We start from the raw sequence: 19,136 nt of genomic DNA, 5'->3' as shown, positions 1-19,136 counted from the left end.
CCGTCTGTTGCCGGTCAGGCGTGCCGAGTGGTGTCGATACCGAGACTCATCCCGGCGAGCCCACGGCGCCGGACCGCCAGTTTTTCGGCGATGGCACGCAACGCCGACCCCGACGTCGAGTCCGGGGACGAGAGCACAACCGGCACACCGGAGTCGCCGCCTTCGCGCAAGGTCGTCTCCAGCGGAACCTGTCCCAGCAGCTCGACCTGGGCGCCGACCGCTCGGGTGAGCCGTTCGGCGACCTTCTCCCCGCCACCGGACCCGAACGGCTCCATCCGGGAGCCGTCCGGCAGCTCCATCCAGGACATGTTCTCCACCACGCCCAAGATCTTCTGGCGGGTCTGCAACGCGATGGCACCGGCACGCTCGGCGACTTCGGCGGCGGCCTGCTGCGGCGTCGTCACCACCAGGATCTCCGCCCCGGGGATGAGCTGAGCGATCGAGATGGCCACATCGCCGGTGCCGGGTGGCAGATCGAGCAGCAGGACGTCGAGGTCGCCCCAGTAGACATCGGCGAGGAACTGTTGCAGTGCGCGATGCAGCATGGGGCCACGCCAGGTCACCGGGGTGTTGCCGTCGGTGAACTGGCCGATCGAGATGAACCGTACGCCGTGACTCTGCGGCGGCATGATCATCCGCTCGACCTGGGTCGGCTTGGCATCGCTGCCCAGCATGCGGGGTACCGAGTGCCCATAGATGTCGGCGTCGAGGACACCCACGCTGAGACCGCGTTCAGCGAGTGCAACGGCGAGATTGACCGTCACGCTCGACTTGCCGACGCCGCCCTTGCCGGAGGCGACCGCGTAGACGCGGGTCAGCGAGCCGGGCTGCGCAAACGGGATCACCGGCTCGGCCTTGTCGCCTCGAAGCTTCTTGCGGAGCTCGGTGCGCTGTTCGTCGTCCATCACGCCGAGCTCGACGCGGACCGTACCGACGTCGGGCACGTCGGCCACTGCGCTTTCCACCCGGCCGCTGATCTCGGTACGCATCGGGCAGCCCGAGGTGGTCAACAGGACGACGATGTCGACACTCGCATCGTCGTTGACCGCGACGGACCCGACCATCCCCAGGTCGGTGATGGGTTTGCCGATTTCGGGATCATTGACCTTGCTGAGCGCGGCGCGAACCGCCGATTCGGTGGGTACAACTCCGGTAGTCATCACCTGCCAGCTTAACTGTCGGGCAGACGGGCATCGGCAGACGTCCACGTCCACCGGTCGGATACCGCAGGGCGGTCGGTCAGCGGGGCGCTCCGGGGGCAGGGGTGGTGCTCGGAGCGCCGGGCTTGCGGTTGGTGCCCGAATCGCGCGGGCCTGCCGGTTGCTGCGGCGCGGTCTTGGGTCGTAGTTCGGGCGGCAGCAGTTCCGGCGGCACCAGATCCGGTGGCAGACACAGCTGGCCGAGACAGGTCGGTGCCGGCGTCGTCGTCGACGGCGGGCTCGACGGGGCAGACGAACGCTCGCTCGGGGTGGATGGCGTCGAGGACGTCTTCGACGACGACGACTTCTTCGGCTTGCGCTTGGGTTCCGGGATGGGATTGGTCGGCATGACGCCGGTGGCGTAGGCGCCTGCCCAGCTCAGTACGTTCGCCACGTACTCCATCGAATGGTTGTAGCGCAGCACCGCCGACACCTTGTTCTTTTCGGCCATGATGTCGCTGACGCCCGCACACAGGTAACGCCCGGCCGAGTACGTCGCGTCGAAGACGTTGTTCGGATCCGACTTGCCGTCGCCGTTGGCGTCGGAGCCCCAGCTGGCCCACGTACTGGGGATGAACTGCATCGGGCCCATCGCGCGGTCATGGGTCGCATCGCCGTCGATCCGACCGCCGTCGGTGTCTCGGATGACGGCGTTGCCGGCCAGTGAGCCGTCCAGGACGGGTCCGGCGATCGGATTTATGGTGGTGCCGTACTGATCCACCGAACCGTTTGATGCGTGATTGGACTCGATGCGTCCGATACCCGCGAGCAGGAACCAGGGCAGTCGGCACTGGGGAGATTCCGCGGCAACCCGGTTGGCGGCCAACTTGTATGCCTGCAGGACGACTCCCGGGATGCCGAGCGGACCGCTCGGCAGGGCCGCGGTGATCCGGAACTGCGGCGCCACGGCCGGCTCGGCCGCCTTGGGGGGCGGGGCGAAGCCGAGCAAGGTCACCGGCGCGCCGGGAACGATCTCGGCTGAGGTCGGGGGAGCGGCTGCGGCGACGGCTTCGGATTGGGCGGAGATCGCACCACCGGATGCGCTCGACGTCGCCGCACCGAGGAGCATCGCGCCCACCAACAGGCCGCCGCTTCCGACCGTCAGGGCGCGACGAGGTACGTGTGCGCGCCGCGGGCCCCGGGCGCGACGGAAAGGACCCGGGCTCATCGGCGCAACCTCGGTGACGCCGCCCCGTTCATCGTCGGCGTCCGCATCTGCGTCACCGATATCGCCTGCCTGTCCACACCCACTCCGATGGTCCACCGCTCATGCATGTCCGCCCCGAACCCTCGCGGCTTGGTGTCGGCATCGACCCTGTGTGTGCCGGGTGTCCCGGACGTCTCCCCGGGGCCGGCCGACGTGTGACCCACGATACATATGGGTCGACCGCCCCAATACCGGAACCCGACAATTCTTGGCCACGCCCATCTGATCGGTGGGTGAACGGTCGGGCGTTACCGACGCGCGTCGTTCCGAGCGCCGCTGTCGGTCTGCTCGCCGTCCTCCTCGTCGGCCGACGGCGCCAAGCGTTCGGTGAGTTCGGTCAGCAGGTCATCGAGTTCGCGGCGCAGGTAGTCGCGGGTGACGGTGTCGCCGACCGCGAGCCGCACCGCGGCGAGTTCGCGTGCGAGGAACTCGGTGTCGGCCTTGGTCTGCGCCGCGCGCATGCGGTCCTCGTCGAGCGCGACCTTGTCGCGGTTCTCCTGACGGTTCTGCGCGAGCAGGATGAGCGGCGCCGCATACGCCGCCTGCGTGGAGAATGCCAGGTTGAGCAGGATGAACGGGTAGGGATCCCACCGCCAGGACACCGCCACCAGGTTCAGGGCGATCCACACGATGACCACCACGGTCTGGATGGCCAGGTAGCGTCCGGTACCCAGGAACCGGGCGATCCGTTCGGCGTGGACGCCGACCACGTCGGAGTCCAGATTGAACGAGAATCGCCGGCCCCCGCGGGGTGTGTCGAGGCGGCGACCGCTCTGTTCGGGGCTCACGCACCTGCTCCTGCGGTGTCGGCGCCGGTGATCCGGGGGATGGGTCCGGTGTCGTCGGTGTCGGTCTCCCGCCAGTCACGGGGCAATATCTCGTCGAGCAGGTCGTCGACGCTGACGGCTCCGACCAGGTGACCTTGGTCGTCGACGACGGGCCCGCACACCATGTTGTAGGTCGCGAAGTACCGGGTGACGGTCTCCAGTGAGTCCTCGGGGTGCAGCCGGGACAGATCGGTGTCGATGATCCCGCCGACGAGGTGGGCGGGGGGTTCGCGTAGCAACGCCTGCACGTGCGCGCAGCCGAGATACTTGCCGGTCGGTGTCGACGTCGGCGGGCGGACCACGAACACCAGACTCGCCGCCGCCGGGGTGACATCCGGATCGCGTACGCGGGCAAGCGCTTCGGCGACGGTGGTGGAGGCGGTGACGATGATCGGCTCGGGGGTCATCAAACCGCCCGCGGTGTCGGGGGAGTGGGTCAGCAGGCGGCGGACGGGCTCGGAGTCCTCCGGGTCCATGCGTTCGAGCAGCGACTCGGCCTCTGCGTCGGGGAGCTCGCCGAGCAGGTCGGCCGCGTCGTCGGGATCCATCGCCTCCAGCACGTCGGCGGCACGCTCGGGCTCGAGATTCTTCAGCACTTCGGTCTGGTCGTCGGGTGGCAGTTCCTGGAGCACGTCGGCGAGGCGCTCGTCGTCGAGGGCGGCCGCGATCTCGTCCCGGCGCTTGCCGGGGAGCTCACGCAGCGCGTTGGCGACGTCGGCGGCCCGCATGCCCTCGAACTGTTGCAGCGCTTGAGCAACGCCCTGGCCGGGCAGGTTGAGGTCGGTCGGGGTGAGTCCGTGCACGTGGGTCCAGTCCACCACGTGGGTCTCCCCGCGCCGCCGCAATCCCCGACGCCCGGTGCGAACCGCCACCCGCGACACCACCCAGTCGCGGGTGCGGGTGCGTTCGATGCCCAGGTCGACCACGGTCACGTCGATGCCCGCCAAGTCGGTCAGGTCCGGATCATCAACGCGGACACGGGAATCCAAAATCTGACCGACTGCCAACGCCTCGCCCGGGCGTAGGTGGAGCCGACGGAGACTGACCGTTCCGGTGTTGAGTGTGACCGCCTGGGGCTCGATGGCGGTGACCCGCAGCATGGGGACGAAGATCCGTCGTCGGGTGGTGAGTTCGACCGCCAGGCCGAGCGCACGCGGCTGTTGTCCGGTCAGGCGGACCGCGACGACGACATCACGCACCCGGCCGATCGACTCGCCATCGGGTCCGAGCACGGCCAATCCGACCAACCTGGCCACGTACACCTTGCTCACCACCGCCATGGGAGTAAGGGTAGTGGTATCGGGATGCGCCCTGCGCGCGTCCCGACCCGCCGCAGTGCCTCCGCGGCGGGGCCGATCCTGCCCGCCGCGGTGCCGAATGAGTGTGTCGCGGGCGCCTGACGAACGCGCGCCGCAGGCGCCGAAGAAAGAAGGACGCGAGATGACGAACCCGATGCGCCCCGGTCGCGAGACCCCGGGTCTGCCGACGCCGCCGACGGGATGGCCGATCGGTTCCTATGGCACCTACGCCGAGGCGCAGCGCGCCGTCGACCACCTTTCCGACCAGAACTTCACCGTGCAGGATGTGACGATCGTCGGCGTTGACCTGATGCAGGTCGAGCGCGTCATCGGGCGTCTGACCTGGGGAAAGGTGATCGGCGGTGGCATTGTCTCCGGTGCCTGGCTGGGCTTGTTCTTCGGTCTTCTCGTGTCGTTGGTGGTAACCGGCGCCGGCTTCGCGCCGATCGTGTTCGGCTTGATCGGCGGCATCATCTTCGGTCTGATCTCGACGACCATCCCGTACGCCGCGACCCGGGGGCAACGCGACTTCGCGTCCACCATGCAGCTCGTCGCGGGCCGCTACGACGTGCTCTGCGACCCCCGTACCGCCGAGCGGGCGCGGGACATGCTCAGCCGCCTGTCCAACTGACCCGACCCGGTGGGAAATGGGCGCGGGCCAGATCACGATTCTCCTACGTTCTGGCACGCCCTTACCGAATGTGTTGCATGTCACGAACTGTGACGGCTAACGTAGCGCCTCAGACGCTGACCGGTGCGGCCTCGAAGTCTTGCACCGCGAACGACATCGAGGAGGCTGCGTGCGGTTCCGGGCTGGCAGTTCCGAATCCGGTCTATCGACAACCCATCCGAGGCGGCAGCGCGGGCTGCGGCGAAAACTGGTGGTGGCGGCGGCCGCGCTGGCGACTGCGCTACCCATCGTGACCGCCTGCGGCTCGGGCTACACGCCACGGGTGATCAACATCTATCCACCCGCCGACGGCGCGTCGTTCATCGACAAGGTCGGGCAGAAGTGCTCGGCCGAATCCGACGGCGCCTACCAGATCGTCACCACCCCGCTGCCCAAGTCCGCCGACGACCAACGTCTGCAGCTGGCACGGCGGCTCGCAGGCAATGACCACGGTCTGGACCTGATGGGCATGGACGTGGTGTGGACCGCCGAATTCGCTGACGCGGGATGGATGGTCCCGGTGCCCGATGACCTGGCCGCCGACGTGGAGCGCGACACCCTGGGGGGCCCGCTGGAGACCGCGACGTGGAAGACCGACGATGACGCGGAGAAACGGCTCTACGGAATCCCCACCTGGACCAACACCCAGTTGCTCTGGTACCGGCCGGACGTGTTGCGTGAGTACCTGAACAAGAACCGTCCACCGACCACGTGGGACGAGATGCTCGCCGACACCCAGGCGGTGCTGGCCAAAGGCGGGCCGAGCTACATCATGGTGCAGGGTCGTCAATACGAGGGCCTCATGGTGTGGTTCAACTCGGTGCTGGCCAGTGCCGGTGGGGAAATCGTCGATCCCGACGATCCGAGCAAACAGACACTCAACGACACCCCGGCCCATCGTGAGGCAACGCTGCGGGCCCTTCGGACACTCAAGGCCGTGGCCACCGCGCCCGGACACGACCCGTCGCTGACCAACTCCGACGAGTCGGCGGCCCGTCTGGGTATGGAGAGCGGCAACGCCCTCTACCAGGTCAACTGGCCGTTCGTCTTCTCATCCATGCGCAGCAATGCCGCGGCGGGCGACGTGCCGTTCTTTCCGGAGATGACGGAGTTCGGACCGATGTTCGCCGATCCGGACAATCCGCCTGCGGACAGCGATCTCGCTCCGGTCAATCGGGTGGTGCGAACCAAGTTCGACTTCGCGCCCTATCCAGGTGTGAGTCCGGATATGCAGACCAAGACGACACTCGGCGGTATCAACATCGCAGTGGCCAGTACCTCGCAACAGCAGGACCTGGCATTCGAGGCCGCGGCCTGCCTGACCAATCGTGATGCGCAGCGCGTGTATTCGATCGAGGGCGGCACCCCGCCCACGATCGCGTCCATCTACGACGACCCGGACTTCCAGGACGCCTACCCGATGGGCGACGACATTCGAGACCAACTCAGCGATCAGACCGCGGCGTTGCGTCCGGCATCGCCGGATTACCAGGCCATCTCGACACTGGTCACCGCCACGCTGAGTCCGGTCGGAGCGTGGGATCCGGAGACGATGGTCGATGAACTCGCCGACCAGGTCCAACGCGCGATTGACGGGGAGGGGCTGATCCCATGACCACGGGAGACAACGACGATCCGCGGACCCGGCCGGGTCGGCATTCGATGCCCGACGACGCGACCCCGCGTGAGCCCTCGGTTCGGCCGCCCGAGGTGACGCGCCGTCCGGACTCGGGCGCACCGGCATCGGGGGGCTGGGTCCCGCCGCAATCGGGTGCCGCGGCAGGCCGTGCGCCGGAGTTCCCGGCAGCGGCCTCCACCGCGCCGCAGGGTGCGGTCGCGACGGCGACCCGTGACCCGGCAGAGCCGTCGCGGCGCAAGAGTGCGATCAGTGAAGGCAAATCCGCCGAGCGTCGGCTGGCGTTCTGGCTGGTGGCGCCGGCCGCGCTGATGATGCTGCTGGTGACCGGGTACCCGATCATCTACGCGTTCTGGTTGTCGCTGAACAAGATGAGCCTGTCGGCGCCAGGCGAGCGCGAGTTCGTCTGGTTCAGCAACTATCTGACGGTCCTGAGTTCGGATTACTGGTGGACCTCCTTCTTCGTGACACTGGGCATCACCGTGGTGTCGGTGGCCATCGAGCTCGTGCTGGGTATGGCGATCGCGCTCGTCATGCATCGCACCATCTTCGGGCGCGGCACCATCCGGACGGTGGTGCTGATCCCGTACGGCATCGTGACGGTCGCCGCTGCCTTCAGCTGGTACTACGCATGGACGCCGGAGACCGGGTATCTCGCCAACCTGTTGCCCGACGGCAGTGCACCGTTGACCGAACAGTGGCCTTCTCTGGCCATCATCGTGCTGGCCGAGGTGTGGAAGACGACGCCGTTCATGGCACTGCTGCTGCTGGCCGGTTTGGCGCTGGTACCCGACGATCTGCTCAAAGCCGCCCAGGTGGACGGCGCAGGAGCGTGGACGCGGCTGTGGCGCATCATCATCCCCTTGATGAAACCCGCCATCCTGGTGGCCCTGTTGTTCCGCACCCTGGATGCGTTCCGGATCTTCGACAACATCTACGTGTTGACCAGAGGGTCCAACAACACCTATTCGGTGTCGATGTTGGGTTACGACAACCTGTTCAAGGCATTCAACCTCGGAATCGGTTCGGCCATCAGCATCCTGATCTTCATCTGTGTGGCGCTCATCGCGTTCATCTTCGTCAAGGGCTTCGGCACCGCCGCGCCCGGCTCTGACAACGAGGGGAGGTAGGGCCGGACATGTCGCAGAGTGTGTCCAATCGGGTCTGGTGGACCGTCGCCAACGTTCTGGTGGTGCTGTACGCCGTCATCCCGCTGCTCTGGATCATCAGCCTGTCCTTCAAGCCGCCGGGCAGTATCAAGGACGGCAACTTCATCCCGCAGCAGTGGACCTGGGACAACTACAAGGGAATCTTCGAGACCAGCGCGTTCACCAGTGCGCTGCGCAACTCCATCGGTATCGGCCTGATCACCACGCTGATCGCGGTGATCCTCGGCACGATGGCCGCCTATGCCGTTGCCCGGCTGGACTTCCCGGGTAAGCGCCTGCTCATCGGTGCCGCCCTCCTCATCGCCATGTTCCCGCAGATCTCGCTGGTGACACCGTTGTTCAACATCGAGCGCAGTATCGGCCTGTTCGACACCTGGCCCGGCCTGATCCTGCCGTACATCACCTTCGCGCTCCCGCTGGCGATCTACACGCTGTCGGCGTTCTTCCGGGAGATCCCCTGGGAGCTGGAGAAAGCGGCGAAGATGGACGGAGCCACGCCGTGGCAGGCGTTCCGTAAGGTGATCGCTCCGCTGGCCGCACCGGGTGTCGTGACCGCCGCCATCCTGGTGTTCATCTTCGCCTGGAATGACCTGCTGCTGGCGCTGTCGTTGACTTCCACCGAGCGGGCCATCACCGCGCCGGTGGCGATTGCGAACTTCACCGGCGACTCACAGTTCGAGGAACCGACCGGGTCGATCGCTGCGGCCGCCGTGGTCATCACGATTCCGATCATCATCTTCGTCCTCTTCTTCCAACGTCGAATCGTTGCCGGCCTGACCTCCGGCGCCGTGAAGGGATAACCCGTGGCCGAGATCACCCTGAGCAAGGTAACCAAGCAGTACCCCGACGGGTCGACGGCGGTCCACGGGGTCGACATCGACATCGCCGACGGCGAGTTCATCATTCTGGTCGGGCCCTCCGGATGTGGAAAGTCGACCACCCTGAACATGATCGCAGGACTCGAGGACATCACGTCCGGCGAGCTGCGGATCGGCGGGGAGCGGGTCAACGAGCGCGCGCCCAAGGACCGCGACATCGCGATGGTCTTTCAGAGCTATGCGCTCTACCCGCACATGTCGGTACGGGAGAACATCGCCTTCCCGCTGACATTGGCGAAGATGAACAAGTCCGAGATCGCCGCCAAGGTCGACGAGGCCGCCAAGATCCTCGACCTCGGACCGTATCTCGACCGCAAGCCCGCGAACCTCTCCGGTGGGCAGCGTCAGCGCGTGGCGATGGGCCGTGCGATCGTCCGCTCGCCCAAGGCATTCCTGATGGACGAGCCGTTGTCGAACCTCGATGCCAAGCTGCGCGTGCAGATGCGTACCGAGATCGCGCGACTGCAGAACCGGCTGAACACCACCACCGTCTATGTCACCCACGACCAGACCGAGGCGATGACTCTCGGCGATCGGGTGGTGGTGTTGCGCGGCGGATACGTGCAACAGATCGGTACCCCGCAGGAACTCTACAACGAGCCGGCCAACCTGTTCGTCGCTGGATTCATCGGCTCTCCCGCGATGAACTTCCTGCCCGGGCGGCTCGGTTCCGACTCCATCGAAACGCCGATCGGCTCGATCTCCGTTCCCGATCACCAACAGGTGGTCGCCAATGCCCAACGCGCGCAGAGCAATGGCGAGGTACTCATCGGCATCCGGCCCGAGCATCTCGAGGATGCCGCACTCGTCGAGACCTCGGTGCGGGAGAAGGGCGCGACCTTCACTGCATCCGTGGATGTCATCGAGAACATGGGGTCGGACAACTACGTCTACTTCTCGGTGGACACCCCGCACGCGACGAGTGACGCGCTCAGCGAGTTGTCCGCCGACGCGGGCGGTGTGGACATCGGTGGCGGGCAAATGATCGCGCGGGTGTCCCCGGAGTCGTCGATCAGTCGCGGCAGCAACGCCGAACTCTATTACGACACCTCGCGTGTCGCGGTATTCGACCAGTCCTCCGGCGCGAACCTGCGTCTCGCCTGAGGGGGAGTCACTCTCACCGCTCAGCAGGTAGCTTCACCTGGTCGGTGAGGAGCGAGCGTGCGGCGTCACGAAGGGCATTCACCGGCGCCGACGATGCCCCTGTTCGTGCAGCTTGCGGATGATCTCGTCATCCCAGATGTGCTTGCGCACCAGGCGATACCGTTCACACGCGAGCCACATGTACAGTTCCGCGTCGCTCTCGAGGTCGGTGCGGATCTCGGCTCGGCGCGCCATCCGCACCACCGGTAGGAACTCCTCGCCGAACCAGCGGCGGGCCACCTCGGCTCGCCCGAGGTACTCGCCGAGTTCCTGGCTGAGGCGAAATCCCCACGCCTCCACGTTCTCCGCGAGTTCTGCATAGTCGAACGGGTCGGCGAGCCTGATCGCCTCGGCCTGCGCGCTGGGCAGTGGAACCCGCGACAGGAACAGCCGCCGATGATCCTTGAGCAGTAGGTCCGAGGTGACGTTGATGCCGTCGGCGGAGATGCGGGTGTGGATCTCGGTCACATACGCGTCGATGGTGCGGAAGTGCCGGGCGATGGCGATGGACACACGGTGATGGCCGTCGAGGACGAAGTGCATCGACCCCACCCGGTACAACTGCACCGGCGGCACCGATTCGCCACGGCGCTGCGCCGCGGCCAGTCGCTGCCAACGCTCCCGGATCCGGGACGACGTGGGTCGGAAGTACCGATCGAAATCCCTGGTACGGTCCACGCTTCCGACGATCGTGCTGACCTCGACCTGTTGTAGGCCCAACGCCGTCTCGCCCACGCGGCCGAGTGCGGCGACGACCTCGTCGAACGGCAACACGGTGTTGACGTCGGCCGGTTGACGCGTGAACCACGCCATCAGCCGCGACATCTCGGCATGCCTGCGCATGCGGGTGAAGTCGTTCTCGGCGTCGGCGTCGGGAAAACCGGTGTCACGAGCCATGTCGTCGCCTCACGACCTGGAACTCCCGGCTGCCCGGCTCGATGTCGAACTCGCAGTAGCCCACGACATTCATGGAGATCGTGTCGTCGCCGATCATCTTGTCGGCCGGCCGCATTCCGTACGGATGCACATGCCCGTGCACCAACAGGGTGGGGCGCAACGTCCGCACGAGGCCGTGATAGCAGTCGAAACCGCGATGTGGGGCGTCGTCGCCGTCGCCGACTCCCCGTGCCGGGCTGTGGGTCAACAGAATGTCGGGCGTCGGCCGCGAGCAGGTCAACCGCCAGGATCGCAGCCGCTGATGGACATCGGTGTACTGGTTGGGGCCGCTGTTGTAACGCCGACAGCCGCCGAGCCCGCTGATCCGCAGACCCGCGACCGTAGTGGTGCGGCCGTCGACGTTGATCGCGCCACGTGGCCCGGGTTCGGCGGCTGGTAACCCGGCACGGACCCAGCCCGCGCGTGCCTGCCGGTAGCCCGACAGATCCCGATCGTGATTGCCGGGTACGAAGACGCACGGCGCGTCGCAAAGCGTGGCGAGCACCTCCAGGTACTCGAACGGAAGGTCGCCGGCACCGAGGATGACGTCGGGCCGACCTTCGATACCCACACCGAAGGTCAGCGACTCCACGACCTCGTCGGCCACCGCCAGCACACGAACCACGCCTGTCAGGTTACGGGGCCGGTCAGCGCGGCGACTACGGTTGGAGCCGTGAGCGATGCAGTCACCGACCGGATCAGTGAGTTCCTCGGCGAGCGTATGTCCACGCAACCGCAACGTGCCTCGGTCACCTTCCTGGGAGTGGAGCCGATCGAGGTACTGCGGTTTGCCGGCGGCGACGATGTCGTCTACGTGACCCTCGGTTGCGCCCGGCATCCGATGAGCGAACCCAGCGATCTCCACGCCGACCCCGTCACGGGGCCACGCGCCGAGGTCGTGGTGCGATTGCACGCGTCGACCCCGTTGCCCGGCCTGCACAAGCGGATGGCGACGGTGGCCGCGGCGCCGGCCGTCGAAGGCCTCATCCTGGCCCCTGATGCCCTCGTCGACCTGTCCGAACCGGTCTGGGACGGGGCGGCACCGACGGCGCTGCTCCTCGAGCTCGACGATCTCGGCGACCTGGTGTTACCGGAGCCGATGGATCCGGTTCGATTCCTGCGTGCCGTGCCTATCACCGCGAACGAGGCCGCATGGGTACGGCTCAAGGGCGCCGATGCCCTGCGTGAGGCCTGGCGTGAAGCCGGAATCGACGTGATGTCGCCGGAGCGAGCCGCCGCGAAGCTCTGAGCGGTCCTAGGAGGAAAACGCCGGTCGGCGTCCGGCGCTACAGCCAGTGGTGTCGGCGGAAAATCACCCACAACGCGGAGCACGCGACGAGCAGTCCGACGATCACCGTCGGATAACCCCAGCGTTCGTCGAGTTCTGGCATGTACTCGAAGTTCATGCCATAGATCCCGGCCACGAGGGTCGGCACGGCCGCGATCGCGACCCACGACGAGATCTTGCGCATGTCGGTGTTCTGCTGGATACCCACCTTCGCCGCCGCGGCACCGAGCAATGAGGTGAGAACCTCGTCGTACTCCACGACCCGGTCGATGACAGTGGTGAGATGGTCGGCGACGTCACGGAAGTGCCGCCTGATCTCCTTTGGCACCATCGGATTGTCAGCGGTGAGCCGGGCCAACGGCCCGGTCAGCGGGGTCACTGCGCGTCGCAACTCCAGAACCTCGCGTTTGAGCAGGTAGACGGGGTCGATGTTGAGGGAGCGCTGGGTCCCGAACACCGAGCTCTCGATGGCGACGATGTCGGTTTCCATCCGATCGGTGACCGCGAGATAGCTGTCCACGACGAGGTCGGAGATCGCGTGCAGCACCGCGGTCGGTCCCAACGCCAGTCGTGTGGGCCGGGCCTCCAGCCGCCGACGCAATCCGGACAGGTGCGTGTGATCGCCGTGGCGGACGGTGATGACGAAATCCGGACCGACGAAGATCATGATCTCGCCGGTCTCGACGACCTCACTGGCCTTGTCCATCGACTCGTGCTCCACGTACTTCACCGTGCGCAACACCAGGAACTGGGTGTCGTCGTAGACCTCGAGCTTCGGTCGCTGGTGGGCGTTGACGGCGTCTTCCACCACCAACTCGTGCAGCCCGAAGACCCGCCCGACGTCCTGCATCTGTTCGTCGTCGGGGGAATGCAGGCCGAGCCAGACGTACCCCTCGCCACTCGCGCGCACCTCGTGCAGCGCTTCGCGGTAGGACACCCGCCCGGGGCGGCGATCGCCGTTCACGTAGACGGCACAGTCGACCACCGCGCGGGCCGCGGGCACCGGGATACGCGGCAGCGGACGCTTGTCACGGCGCGGCGTGACGAATCCGCCGGGCCGCAGATGCGGCATCGAGGGCACGAGGTGGATGCTACTCGTAGGATCACCGCGTGCCCTTCGACGTGACCGTCTACACCACCACTTTGATCACGCTGATCGTGATCATGGATCCGCCCGGCCAGGTACCGGTGTTCCTCAGCCTGGTGGGCCACCGATCGGCGGAGTACCGGCGCCGCGCCGCCTGGCAGGCTCCGCTGGTCAGTCTGCTGGTGATCAGTGTGTTCGCGATCGGTGGCAAGGCGATCCTGAACTATCTGCACATCGGGATCCCGTCCCTACAGGGTGCGGGCGGGCTGCTGTTGCTGCTGGTGGCGCTGCAGTTGCTGACCGGACTGGGCTCTGCGGGCAAACCCGAGGCCAGCGACGATGTCAACGTGGCATTGGTGCCACTGGGGACCCCGCTGCTGGCCGGACCGGGCGCCATCGCAGCGGTGATCGTGGCGGTGAGCGCCGAAGCGGGTAACGCCGGGGGCTATGTGGCGATCGCCGCGGCCATCATCAGCGTCCACTTGATCGTCATGATCGTGCTGCGCTATTCGACGATCCTGATCCGCCTGCTCGGCATCGGCGGTATCACGTTGTTGGCGAAGATCGCGGGTCTGTTGCTCGCCGCCATCGCGGTCCAATTGATCGCCGACTCCGTCGCCGGGTTCGTCGCCGCGGGCGGCTAACGTGGGGCGCGTGATGAAGCGCGCACTGACGGCTGTTCTGACGGTCTGTGCCCTTGCGGCGACCCTCCTGGCGTGCTCTGAGGACACCTCGCCGGGCCGAGAGGTGACGTTGGGCGCACCGGACTCATCGGCGATGATCGTGATGGCCCAGGTCTATGCCGGCGCACTCCGACATGCGGGTAGCCCGGTGTCGACAGAAATACACACCGGTGACTACCGGCAACTCCTCGACGAGATGGACACACTCGACGTCGACCTGTTCCCGGCATTCAGCGGAAACCTGCTCAGCCGGCTCGCGCCGCAGCTCGAGCCACGAACCGCCGAGGAGGTCTACACCGATCTCAACCGGTCACTCCCGCAGGGGGTGTCGGTGGGTGACGCGACGATGGTGACCGCCACACCGCAGGTCTTCGTCGCTGCTTCGACGGCCGACGACGGGCAGGTGAGCGACCTCGCCGACTGCGGCCGGCTGCCCGCCGACCTGCCGGTGGTGATGATCGGTGCGCCACAGCAGGGTGTGGTGGCGGCGTTCGCTGCGGCCGGATGTCGCTTCGGTCCGGTGCAATCGGTGGACTCGGTGTCTGCGGCCGCCGACCGGATCGCCTCGGGGCAGGCGGTCGGCGTCCTGACCCCGCTCGACGTCGCGGGTGACGACGCGGAGGGGTCGGTCGGTGACATTCGTGCGCTGCGGGTGTCGGTGCCCGACGCCACCACATCGGCGACAGCCTCGGCCGCGCCGTCGGCGACGGCCGTCGTCGACGTGGGGCCGCGACCCGAGGAACTGGTGCCGGTCTATCGCAGCGCGGCTCTCACCCTCGACGAGGTCAAGACGATGAATGTGGTCGCCGGCGAGATGACCACGGCGGATCTGGCAACGCTGGCCCGCGCCGTGGACACCGGCGCAGACCCGGCCGAACTCGCGGGCGAGTGGTTGGCCGAACACGGTCTGTGAACCGGTCCGGCCAACCGCCTGGTCAGCGGGCCTTGGACAACGCCCAGCCGGCGATCCGGGCGACGACGCCCTGATAGCCCGAGGCGACGACGCGGACCCAGAGGTCGAGCAGTTTGGCGTCGGTACCGACGAGCACGCGGGCGCGGTTGCGGCGGACGCCGCTGATGATGACATCGGCGGCGTCGGCCGACGTCATCCGGGCGAGGTAGCGGTCGAAGAACTCGGCAGTGGACTTCTGGTTGTGCTCACCGGACGTGGTGGCGTTGCGCGCGATCGCGGTCTTGATACCGCCGGGGTGCACGCAGGTGACCTTCACCGGGTGCTTGGCGACGATCATCTCTTGGTTGAGGGCCTCGGTGAAGCCGCGGACTGCGAACTTCGCCGAGTTGTAGGCGGCCTGCCCGGGTTCGGACAGTAGCCCGAACAGCGACGAGGTGTTGACGATGTGGCCGTCTCCGGACGCGATGATGTGTGGCAGGAAAGCCTTGGTGCCGTTGACGACTCCCCAGTAGTCGACGTCCATCACCCGCTCGATGTCCTTGAACTCGGTGCGCTCGATCTCCCCGTGATGGGCGATGCCGGCATTGTTGAAGATGACGTTGACGATGCCGTAATGGGCCACCACGGTGTCCGCGTACTCCAGCACGGCCTCCCGCTCGGCGACGTTGAGCAATTGCGCGTGCACGGGTGCACCCGTCTCGGCGACCAGCTTCTCGGTGACCGCCAGGCCTTCCGGGTTGAGGTCGGAGATGGCGAGTTTGGCGCCCATCCGGCCCAGCTTCACCGCGAGGTCGCGGCCCATTCCCGAACCGGCGCCGGTGATGACGACGACCTTGTCACGAAAGTCCTTCATGGTGTGTCTCCTTCGACGGCATTCAGGCGGTGACCGAGGCCGGCCGCTTGTCGGTGGTGTCTGTGGTTGCCGGGGCGTTGCGAGTGCGCTCCACATCGTAGGCGGCGATGTCGAAACGCTTGGTGACTCGTCGGAAGTTGAACGTGAAGCCGGGCCACAGCGTGGTGATGTTGCCGTGGTGATCCTTGTACCAGGACGCACATCCGCCGTTGACCCACACACTGTTGCGCAGGCTGTGCTGGATCTCCGCGTTATAGGCGCGCTGAGCGTCGAACTTGACGTCTGTGCGTGTGATGCCCTGCTGGCGAACCGTTTTCACGTAGTCGACCAAGTAGTTCAGCTGCGACTCGATCATGTACACCATCGAGGTGTGGCCCAGACCCGTGGACGGGCCGATCATCAGCATCATGTTGGGGAACCCGTTGACGAACGAGCCCTTGTAGCCCTGCATGCCGATCTCGTCCCAGACCCCGGCCAGGCTGCGGCCGTCGGTGCCGATGATCTTGCCGAACACCGGGGAGTCGGTGACGTGGAACCCGGTGGCCACCACGATGACGTCGACGTCGCGCACACGGCCGTCGGCGGTGCGGATGCCCGACTCGGTGACGCCCGCGATCGGATCGGTGACCAGGTCGACGTTGGATCGGGCGATCGCCGGGTACCAGTCGTTGGAGCGCAGAATCCGCTTGCAGCCGACCTGGAAGGTGGGGGTCACTTTTCGCTTGAGCTCGCGGTCGCGGATGGACCGGGCGATGTTGGCGCGGCAGATGAGCTCGACCGGTTTGAGTGACTTGGGGGAGTAGGTGAGTCCGAACGCGGTGACCTCGTTGGCCGCGTAGACGACGCCGCGCATCGCCGTCTGGAACCCCGGCACGTTCTCGAACGCCCAGTGCTCTGCTGCGGTGTACGGACGTTCCGTCCGCGGCACGATCCACGGTGCGGTGCGCTGGTAGACGTCGAGGCGGCCGGCGACCTTGGCCAGTTCGGGCACGAGCTGGATCGCCGACGCGCCGGTGCCGATCACCGCCACCCGCTTACCGGTGAAGTCGTAATCGTTGTCCCACCGAGCCGAGTGCACGATCTTGCCGTCAAAGTCGTCGAATCCGTCGATGTCGGGCAGGTTGGGCTCGCACAGCGGGCCGACCGCGCCGACCATGATCTCGGCGCGCACCTGCTCGGTCTGCCCCTCGCGGACGACGTCGAGAATCCAGCGTTGCTGGTCCTCATGCCATTCGGCGCGCTCGACCTCGGTACCGAAGCGGGTGTGGCTGCGCACCCCGTGTTCATCGGCGACACCGTTGATGTACCGGTGGATCTCCGGTTGATGTGAGTACGAGCGCGACCACCGCGGGTTGTGCGCGAATGAGTAGGAGTAGAGCTGCGACGGGACGTCGCAAGCGGCCCCCGGGTAGGTGTTGTCGCGCCAGGTGCCGCCGAAGTCGGCCCCGCGATCCAGGATCACGAAATCGTCGACACCGTTCTGCTTGAGCTTGATGGCTGCGCCCAGGCCGGAGAAGCCTGCCCCGACGATGGCGATCTGTACATCGATCATTGTCATGGTCTCACCGTAGCGTTCTACTGAATGAGCGTCAATAGTTTGTTGAACTCTGATCAATAGCGGCCTACGGTGGAGTGGACCAGCACGAATGCGCGGAAACGAACGCAGGAGAGGACACGTAAGCTGTGACGGTGACTCGAGGTTCTGCGACACAACGTCCCGCCGAGACGGCGAAACGGACCCGGATGAGTCCGGAGGCACGGCGCGACCAGTTCATCGACCTCGGCCTGCAGATGGTGCGCGATCGTCCGCTGGAACTGGTGTCGATCGACGCCATCGCCGAGGCCGCAGGCGTCTCCCGCGCACTGCTGTTCCACTATTTCGCCTCCAAACAGGAGTTCCACGTCGCGATCGCTCGGGCGCAGGCCGACGAGATGCTCGAGTGCACCGCGCCCGATGAGTCCCTCGGTGATCCGCTGGCGATGCTGTCGGGCTCGATGTCGGCGTTCATCGACTACGTCAGCACCAATCGCGAGGCGTATATGGCTTTCATGCGCGGGTCGTCGAGCGCGGACCCTGCCATGCGCGAGGTGTTCGACGGAACTCGCGCGGTGATGTCGGCGCGCATTCTCGACCACGCGCCCGCCCTGGGCATCGACGTCACACCGGTGGTGGAGATGACTGTGCAGGGCTGGATCTCGTTCGTGGAGGAGACGACCATCAGCTGGCTGACCGAACCGGTGGTCACCCGGGAGGAACTGCTCGGCGTCATCACCGCCTCGCTCCCGGCGTTGGCCTCCGTCGTCCAGCACCCCTGATCGCCGACAGAACCCCATATCTCGCCGACAGAACCCGGATTCGCGCCGACTGAACCCTCGGCCCTACCGCGGGCTGTGGATAACGGCGCGAATTGTCCCCAGGCGCACGATTGATGTCGTTGTGGAAGCGCCGGTGCCCTGCAATGTCCTCATGGCACGCAATTCACCGAATGGCGACAAGTACCTTGTCCGACGCAAGAAGGCCGTGGCGTCCACTGAAATGTCGGCGGAGCAGTTCGCTGTCGCGTTCACACGGTTGCATGGTGACAGCTACGTCGAACGATCGGCTGTTCTCGCGCCCCGTGAGAGGATCATCGCGACTGCACGGACTGCGCCCGACGACGTGGTCGTCGGTGGGATCGCTGCGAAAGTCATGCACGGCGGCACATGGCATGACGGGGATTTCACGGTCGAGCTGATCCGCGCTCCTGACGCCGGCAACAAGCGAGGGCGCGGACGGGCGGTTCATCGCACAGACCTCGAGCCCGATGATGTCGTGGACATCGATGGTGTGAGGGTGACGTCGGTGTTACGAACTGCCCTCGACATTGGTCGGGTACCGCCGGAATGGCGCGCGCTCGGTCATCTCGACGACCTCGCATCAGCGACGCCAACTGCGTGCGCTGATTCCGATGATCGACGGCAGATCGGAATCACCGCCCGAGAGCTGGCTCCGACTCCTGGTGTTCCGAGCCGATCTTCCGACACCGGATCTGCAGGTCGAGGTGGTCGATCCGGTTGATGGGCACGTCTTCGCGCGGATCGACCTCGCCTACGAGCAACTCAAGATAGCGATCGAGTACGACGGTGAGGACTTTCACTCGACGCCTGCACAGAAGGCCCATGATGAGGCCCGTGACGCCAAGCTGAGGGCACTCGGATGGATTGTCATACGTATCAATGCTGAACGGATGCGCACCGATCAGTGGGAAATCGTCATGGAGATCGAGAAGGCTCTGCGTGTGCGTGGCGGGTACTTCTGACCACCAGCCTCGGCGAGCGATTCCGCCGCCGCAATTGTGGGTTCTGTCGG

General features: G+C 66.3%; 19 protein-coding genes. 10 read left to right on the top strand and 9 right to left on the bottom strand.

Features of this window, described 5'->3' with window-relative positions; all coding sequences use genetic code 11:
* Positions 1–14: 14 nt before the first annotated feature.
* The 4 genes from VX037_RS09810 to VX037_RS09795 form a co-directional block, all read right to left on the bottom strand.
* Positions 15–1,160 (bottom strand): Mrp/NBP35 family ATP-binding protein, encoded by a 1,146-nt coding sequence (locus VX037_RS09810; protein ID WP_266062050.1) that lies wholly within the window; start codon positions 1,158–1,160, stop codon positions 15–17.
* 79 nt (positions 1,161–1,239) lie between these two features.
* Positions 1,240–2,367, bottom strand: a complete 1,128-nt coding sequence (locus tag VX037_RS09805) for a lytic transglycosylase domain-containing protein (RefSeq protein ID WP_235723832.1) — start codon at positions 2,365–2,367, stop codon at positions 1,240–1,242.
* A 287-nt stretch (positions 2,368–2,654) separates the two neighbouring features.
* Positions 2,655–3,194 (bottom strand): DUF1003 domain-containing protein, encoded by a 540-nt coding sequence (locus tag VX037_RS09800; RefSeq protein WP_235723831.1) that lies wholly within the window; start codon positions 3,192–3,194, stop codon positions 2,655–2,657.
* Entirely contained in the window at positions 3,191–4,513 is a 1,323-nt protein-coding gene (locus tag VX037_RS09795; protein ID WP_235723830.1) for a magnesium transporter MgtE N-terminal domain-containing protein, read from the bottom strand. The genes VX037_RS09800 and VX037_RS09795 overlap by 4 nt, the downstream gene beginning before the upstream one ends.
* Before the next feature lie 160 nt (positions 4,514–4,673).
* Here VX037_RS09795 and VX037_RS09790 point away from each other — a divergent pair, with 160 nt between their 5' ends.
* The 5 genes from VX037_RS09790 to VX037_RS09770 all read left to right on the top strand — a co-directional run bounded on the left by VX037_RS09790 (position 4,674) and on the right by VX037_RS09770 (position 9,988).
* On the top strand, positions 4,674–5,162 hold the full coding sequence (locus VX037_RS09790) for a general stress protein (RefSeq protein ID WP_235723829.1): 489 nt from the start codon (positions 4,674–4,676) through the stop codon (positions 5,160–5,162).
* Between the two features lie 169 nt (positions 5,163–5,331).
* Positions 5,332–6,816, top strand: coding sequence for an ABC transporter substrate-binding protein (locus tag VX037_RS09785; RefSeq protein ID WP_287016231.1), 1,485 nt, complete (start codon positions 5,332–5,334; stop codon positions 6,814–6,816).
* Entirely contained in the window at positions 6,813–7,967 is a 1,155-nt protein-coding gene (locus tag VX037_RS09780; protein WP_235723828.1) for an ABC transporter permease subunit, read from the top strand. The genes VX037_RS09785 and VX037_RS09780 overlap by 4 nt, the downstream gene beginning before the upstream one ends.
* 8 nt (positions 7,968–7,975) lie before the next feature.
* On the top strand, positions 7,976–8,806 hold the full coding sequence (locus VX037_RS09775) for a carbohydrate ABC transporter permease (protein ID WP_235723827.1): 831 nt from the start codon (positions 7,976–7,978) through the stop codon (positions 8,804–8,806).
* Between the two features lie 3 nt (positions 8,807–8,809).
* Positions 8,810–9,988, top strand: a complete 1,179-nt coding sequence (locus VX037_RS09770; protein ID WP_235723826.1) for an ABC transporter ATP-binding protein — start codon at positions 8,810–8,812, stop codon at positions 9,986–9,988.
* Positions 9,989–10,066: 78 nt separating this feature from the next.
* Here the strand turns inward: VX037_RS09770 and VX037_RS09765 are convergent, their stop codons facing one another.
* Together VX037_RS09765 and VX037_RS09760 are read right to left on the bottom strand one after the other, a co-directional pair.
* Entirely contained in the window at positions 10,067–10,924 is an 858-nt protein-coding gene (locus tag VX037_RS09765) for a chromosome partitioning protein ParB (protein WP_235723825.1), read from the bottom strand.
* Positions 10,914–11,588 carry a metallophosphoesterase family protein gene (locus VX037_RS09760; RefSeq protein ID WP_287016232.1) on the bottom strand — a complete coding sequence of 225 codons (675 nt, stop codon included), beginning with the start codon at positions 11,586–11,588 and terminating at the stop codon, positions 10,914–10,916. Before VX037_RS09760 ends, VX037_RS09765 begins: the two co-directional genes overlap by 11 nt.
* A gap of 48 nt (positions 11,589–11,636) precedes the next feature.
* Here VX037_RS09760 and VX037_RS09755 point away from each other — a divergent pair, with 48 nt between their 5' ends.
* The gene (locus VX037_RS09755) at positions 11,637–12,212 is read left to right on the top strand and encodes a suppressor of fused domain protein (RefSeq protein ID WP_287016233.1); all 576 of its coding nucleotides are present in this window, start codon (positions 11,637–11,639) and stop codon (positions 12,210–12,212) included.
* A gap of 37 nt (positions 12,213–12,249) precedes the next feature.
* On the opposite strand, the gene VX037_RS09750 is transcribed toward VX037_RS09755, so the two are convergent.
* Positions 12,250–13,323 carry a magnesium and cobalt transport protein CorA gene (locus VX037_RS09750; protein ID WP_328714162.1) on the bottom strand — a complete coding sequence of 358 codons (1,074 nt, stop codon included), beginning with the start codon at positions 13,321–13,323 and terminating at the stop codon, positions 12,250–12,252.
* 38 nt (positions 13,324–13,361) lie between these two features.
* On the opposite strand from VX037_RS09750, the gene VX037_RS09745 reads away from it, so the two are divergent.
* A complete protein-coding gene (locus VX037_RS09745) occupies positions 13,362–13,982 on the top strand; it encodes a MarC family protein (protein ID WP_235723822.1) in 621 nt (206 codons plus the stop codon).
* A 13-nt stretch (positions 13,983–13,995) separates the two neighbouring features.
* Positions 13,996–14,934, top strand: coding sequence for a glycine betaine ABC transporter substrate-binding protein (locus VX037_RS09740; protein WP_287016268.1), 939 nt, complete (start codon positions 13,996–13,998; stop codon positions 14,932–14,934).
* 22 nt (positions 14,935–14,956) lie between these two features.
* On the opposite strand, the gene VX037_RS09735 is transcribed toward VX037_RS09740, so the two are convergent.
* Entirely contained in the window at positions 14,957–15,787 is an 831-nt protein-coding gene (locus VX037_RS09735) for an SDR family NAD(P)-dependent oxidoreductase (protein WP_287016234.1), read from the bottom strand.
* 22 nt (positions 15,788–15,809) lie between these two features.
* Positions 15,810–17,345, bottom strand: a complete 1,536-nt coding sequence (locus tag VX037_RS09730) for a flavin-containing monooxygenase (RefSeq protein ID WP_287016235.1) — start codon at positions 17,343–17,345, stop codon at positions 15,810–15,812.
* Positions 17,346–17,530: 185 nt separating this feature from the next.
* On the opposite strand from VX037_RS09730, the gene VX037_RS09725 reads away from it, so the two are divergent.
* Together VX037_RS09725 and VX037_RS09720 are read left to right on the top strand one after the other, a co-directional pair.
* A complete protein-coding gene (locus VX037_RS09725) occupies positions 17,531–18,103 on the top strand; it encodes a TetR/AcrR family transcriptional regulator (RefSeq protein ID WP_287016269.1) in 573 nt (190 codons plus the stop codon).
* A 632-nt stretch (positions 18,104–18,735) separates the two neighbouring features.
* A complete protein-coding gene (locus tag VX037_RS09720; RefSeq protein ID WP_328714094.1) occupies positions 18,736–19,086 on the top strand; it encodes an endonuclease domain-containing protein in 351 nt (116 codons plus the stop codon).
* Positions 19,087–19,136: the final 50 nt, after the last annotated feature.

It is taken from the genome of Gordonia sp. Z-3 (assembly GCF_036233855.1).
In the GTDB taxonomy this organism is placed as follows: domain Bacteria; phylum Actinomycetota; class Actinomycetes; order Mycobacteriales; family Mycobacteriaceae; genus Gordonia; species Gordonia tangerina.
This window is presented reverse-complemented; position numbering and strand designations above follow the sequence as displayed.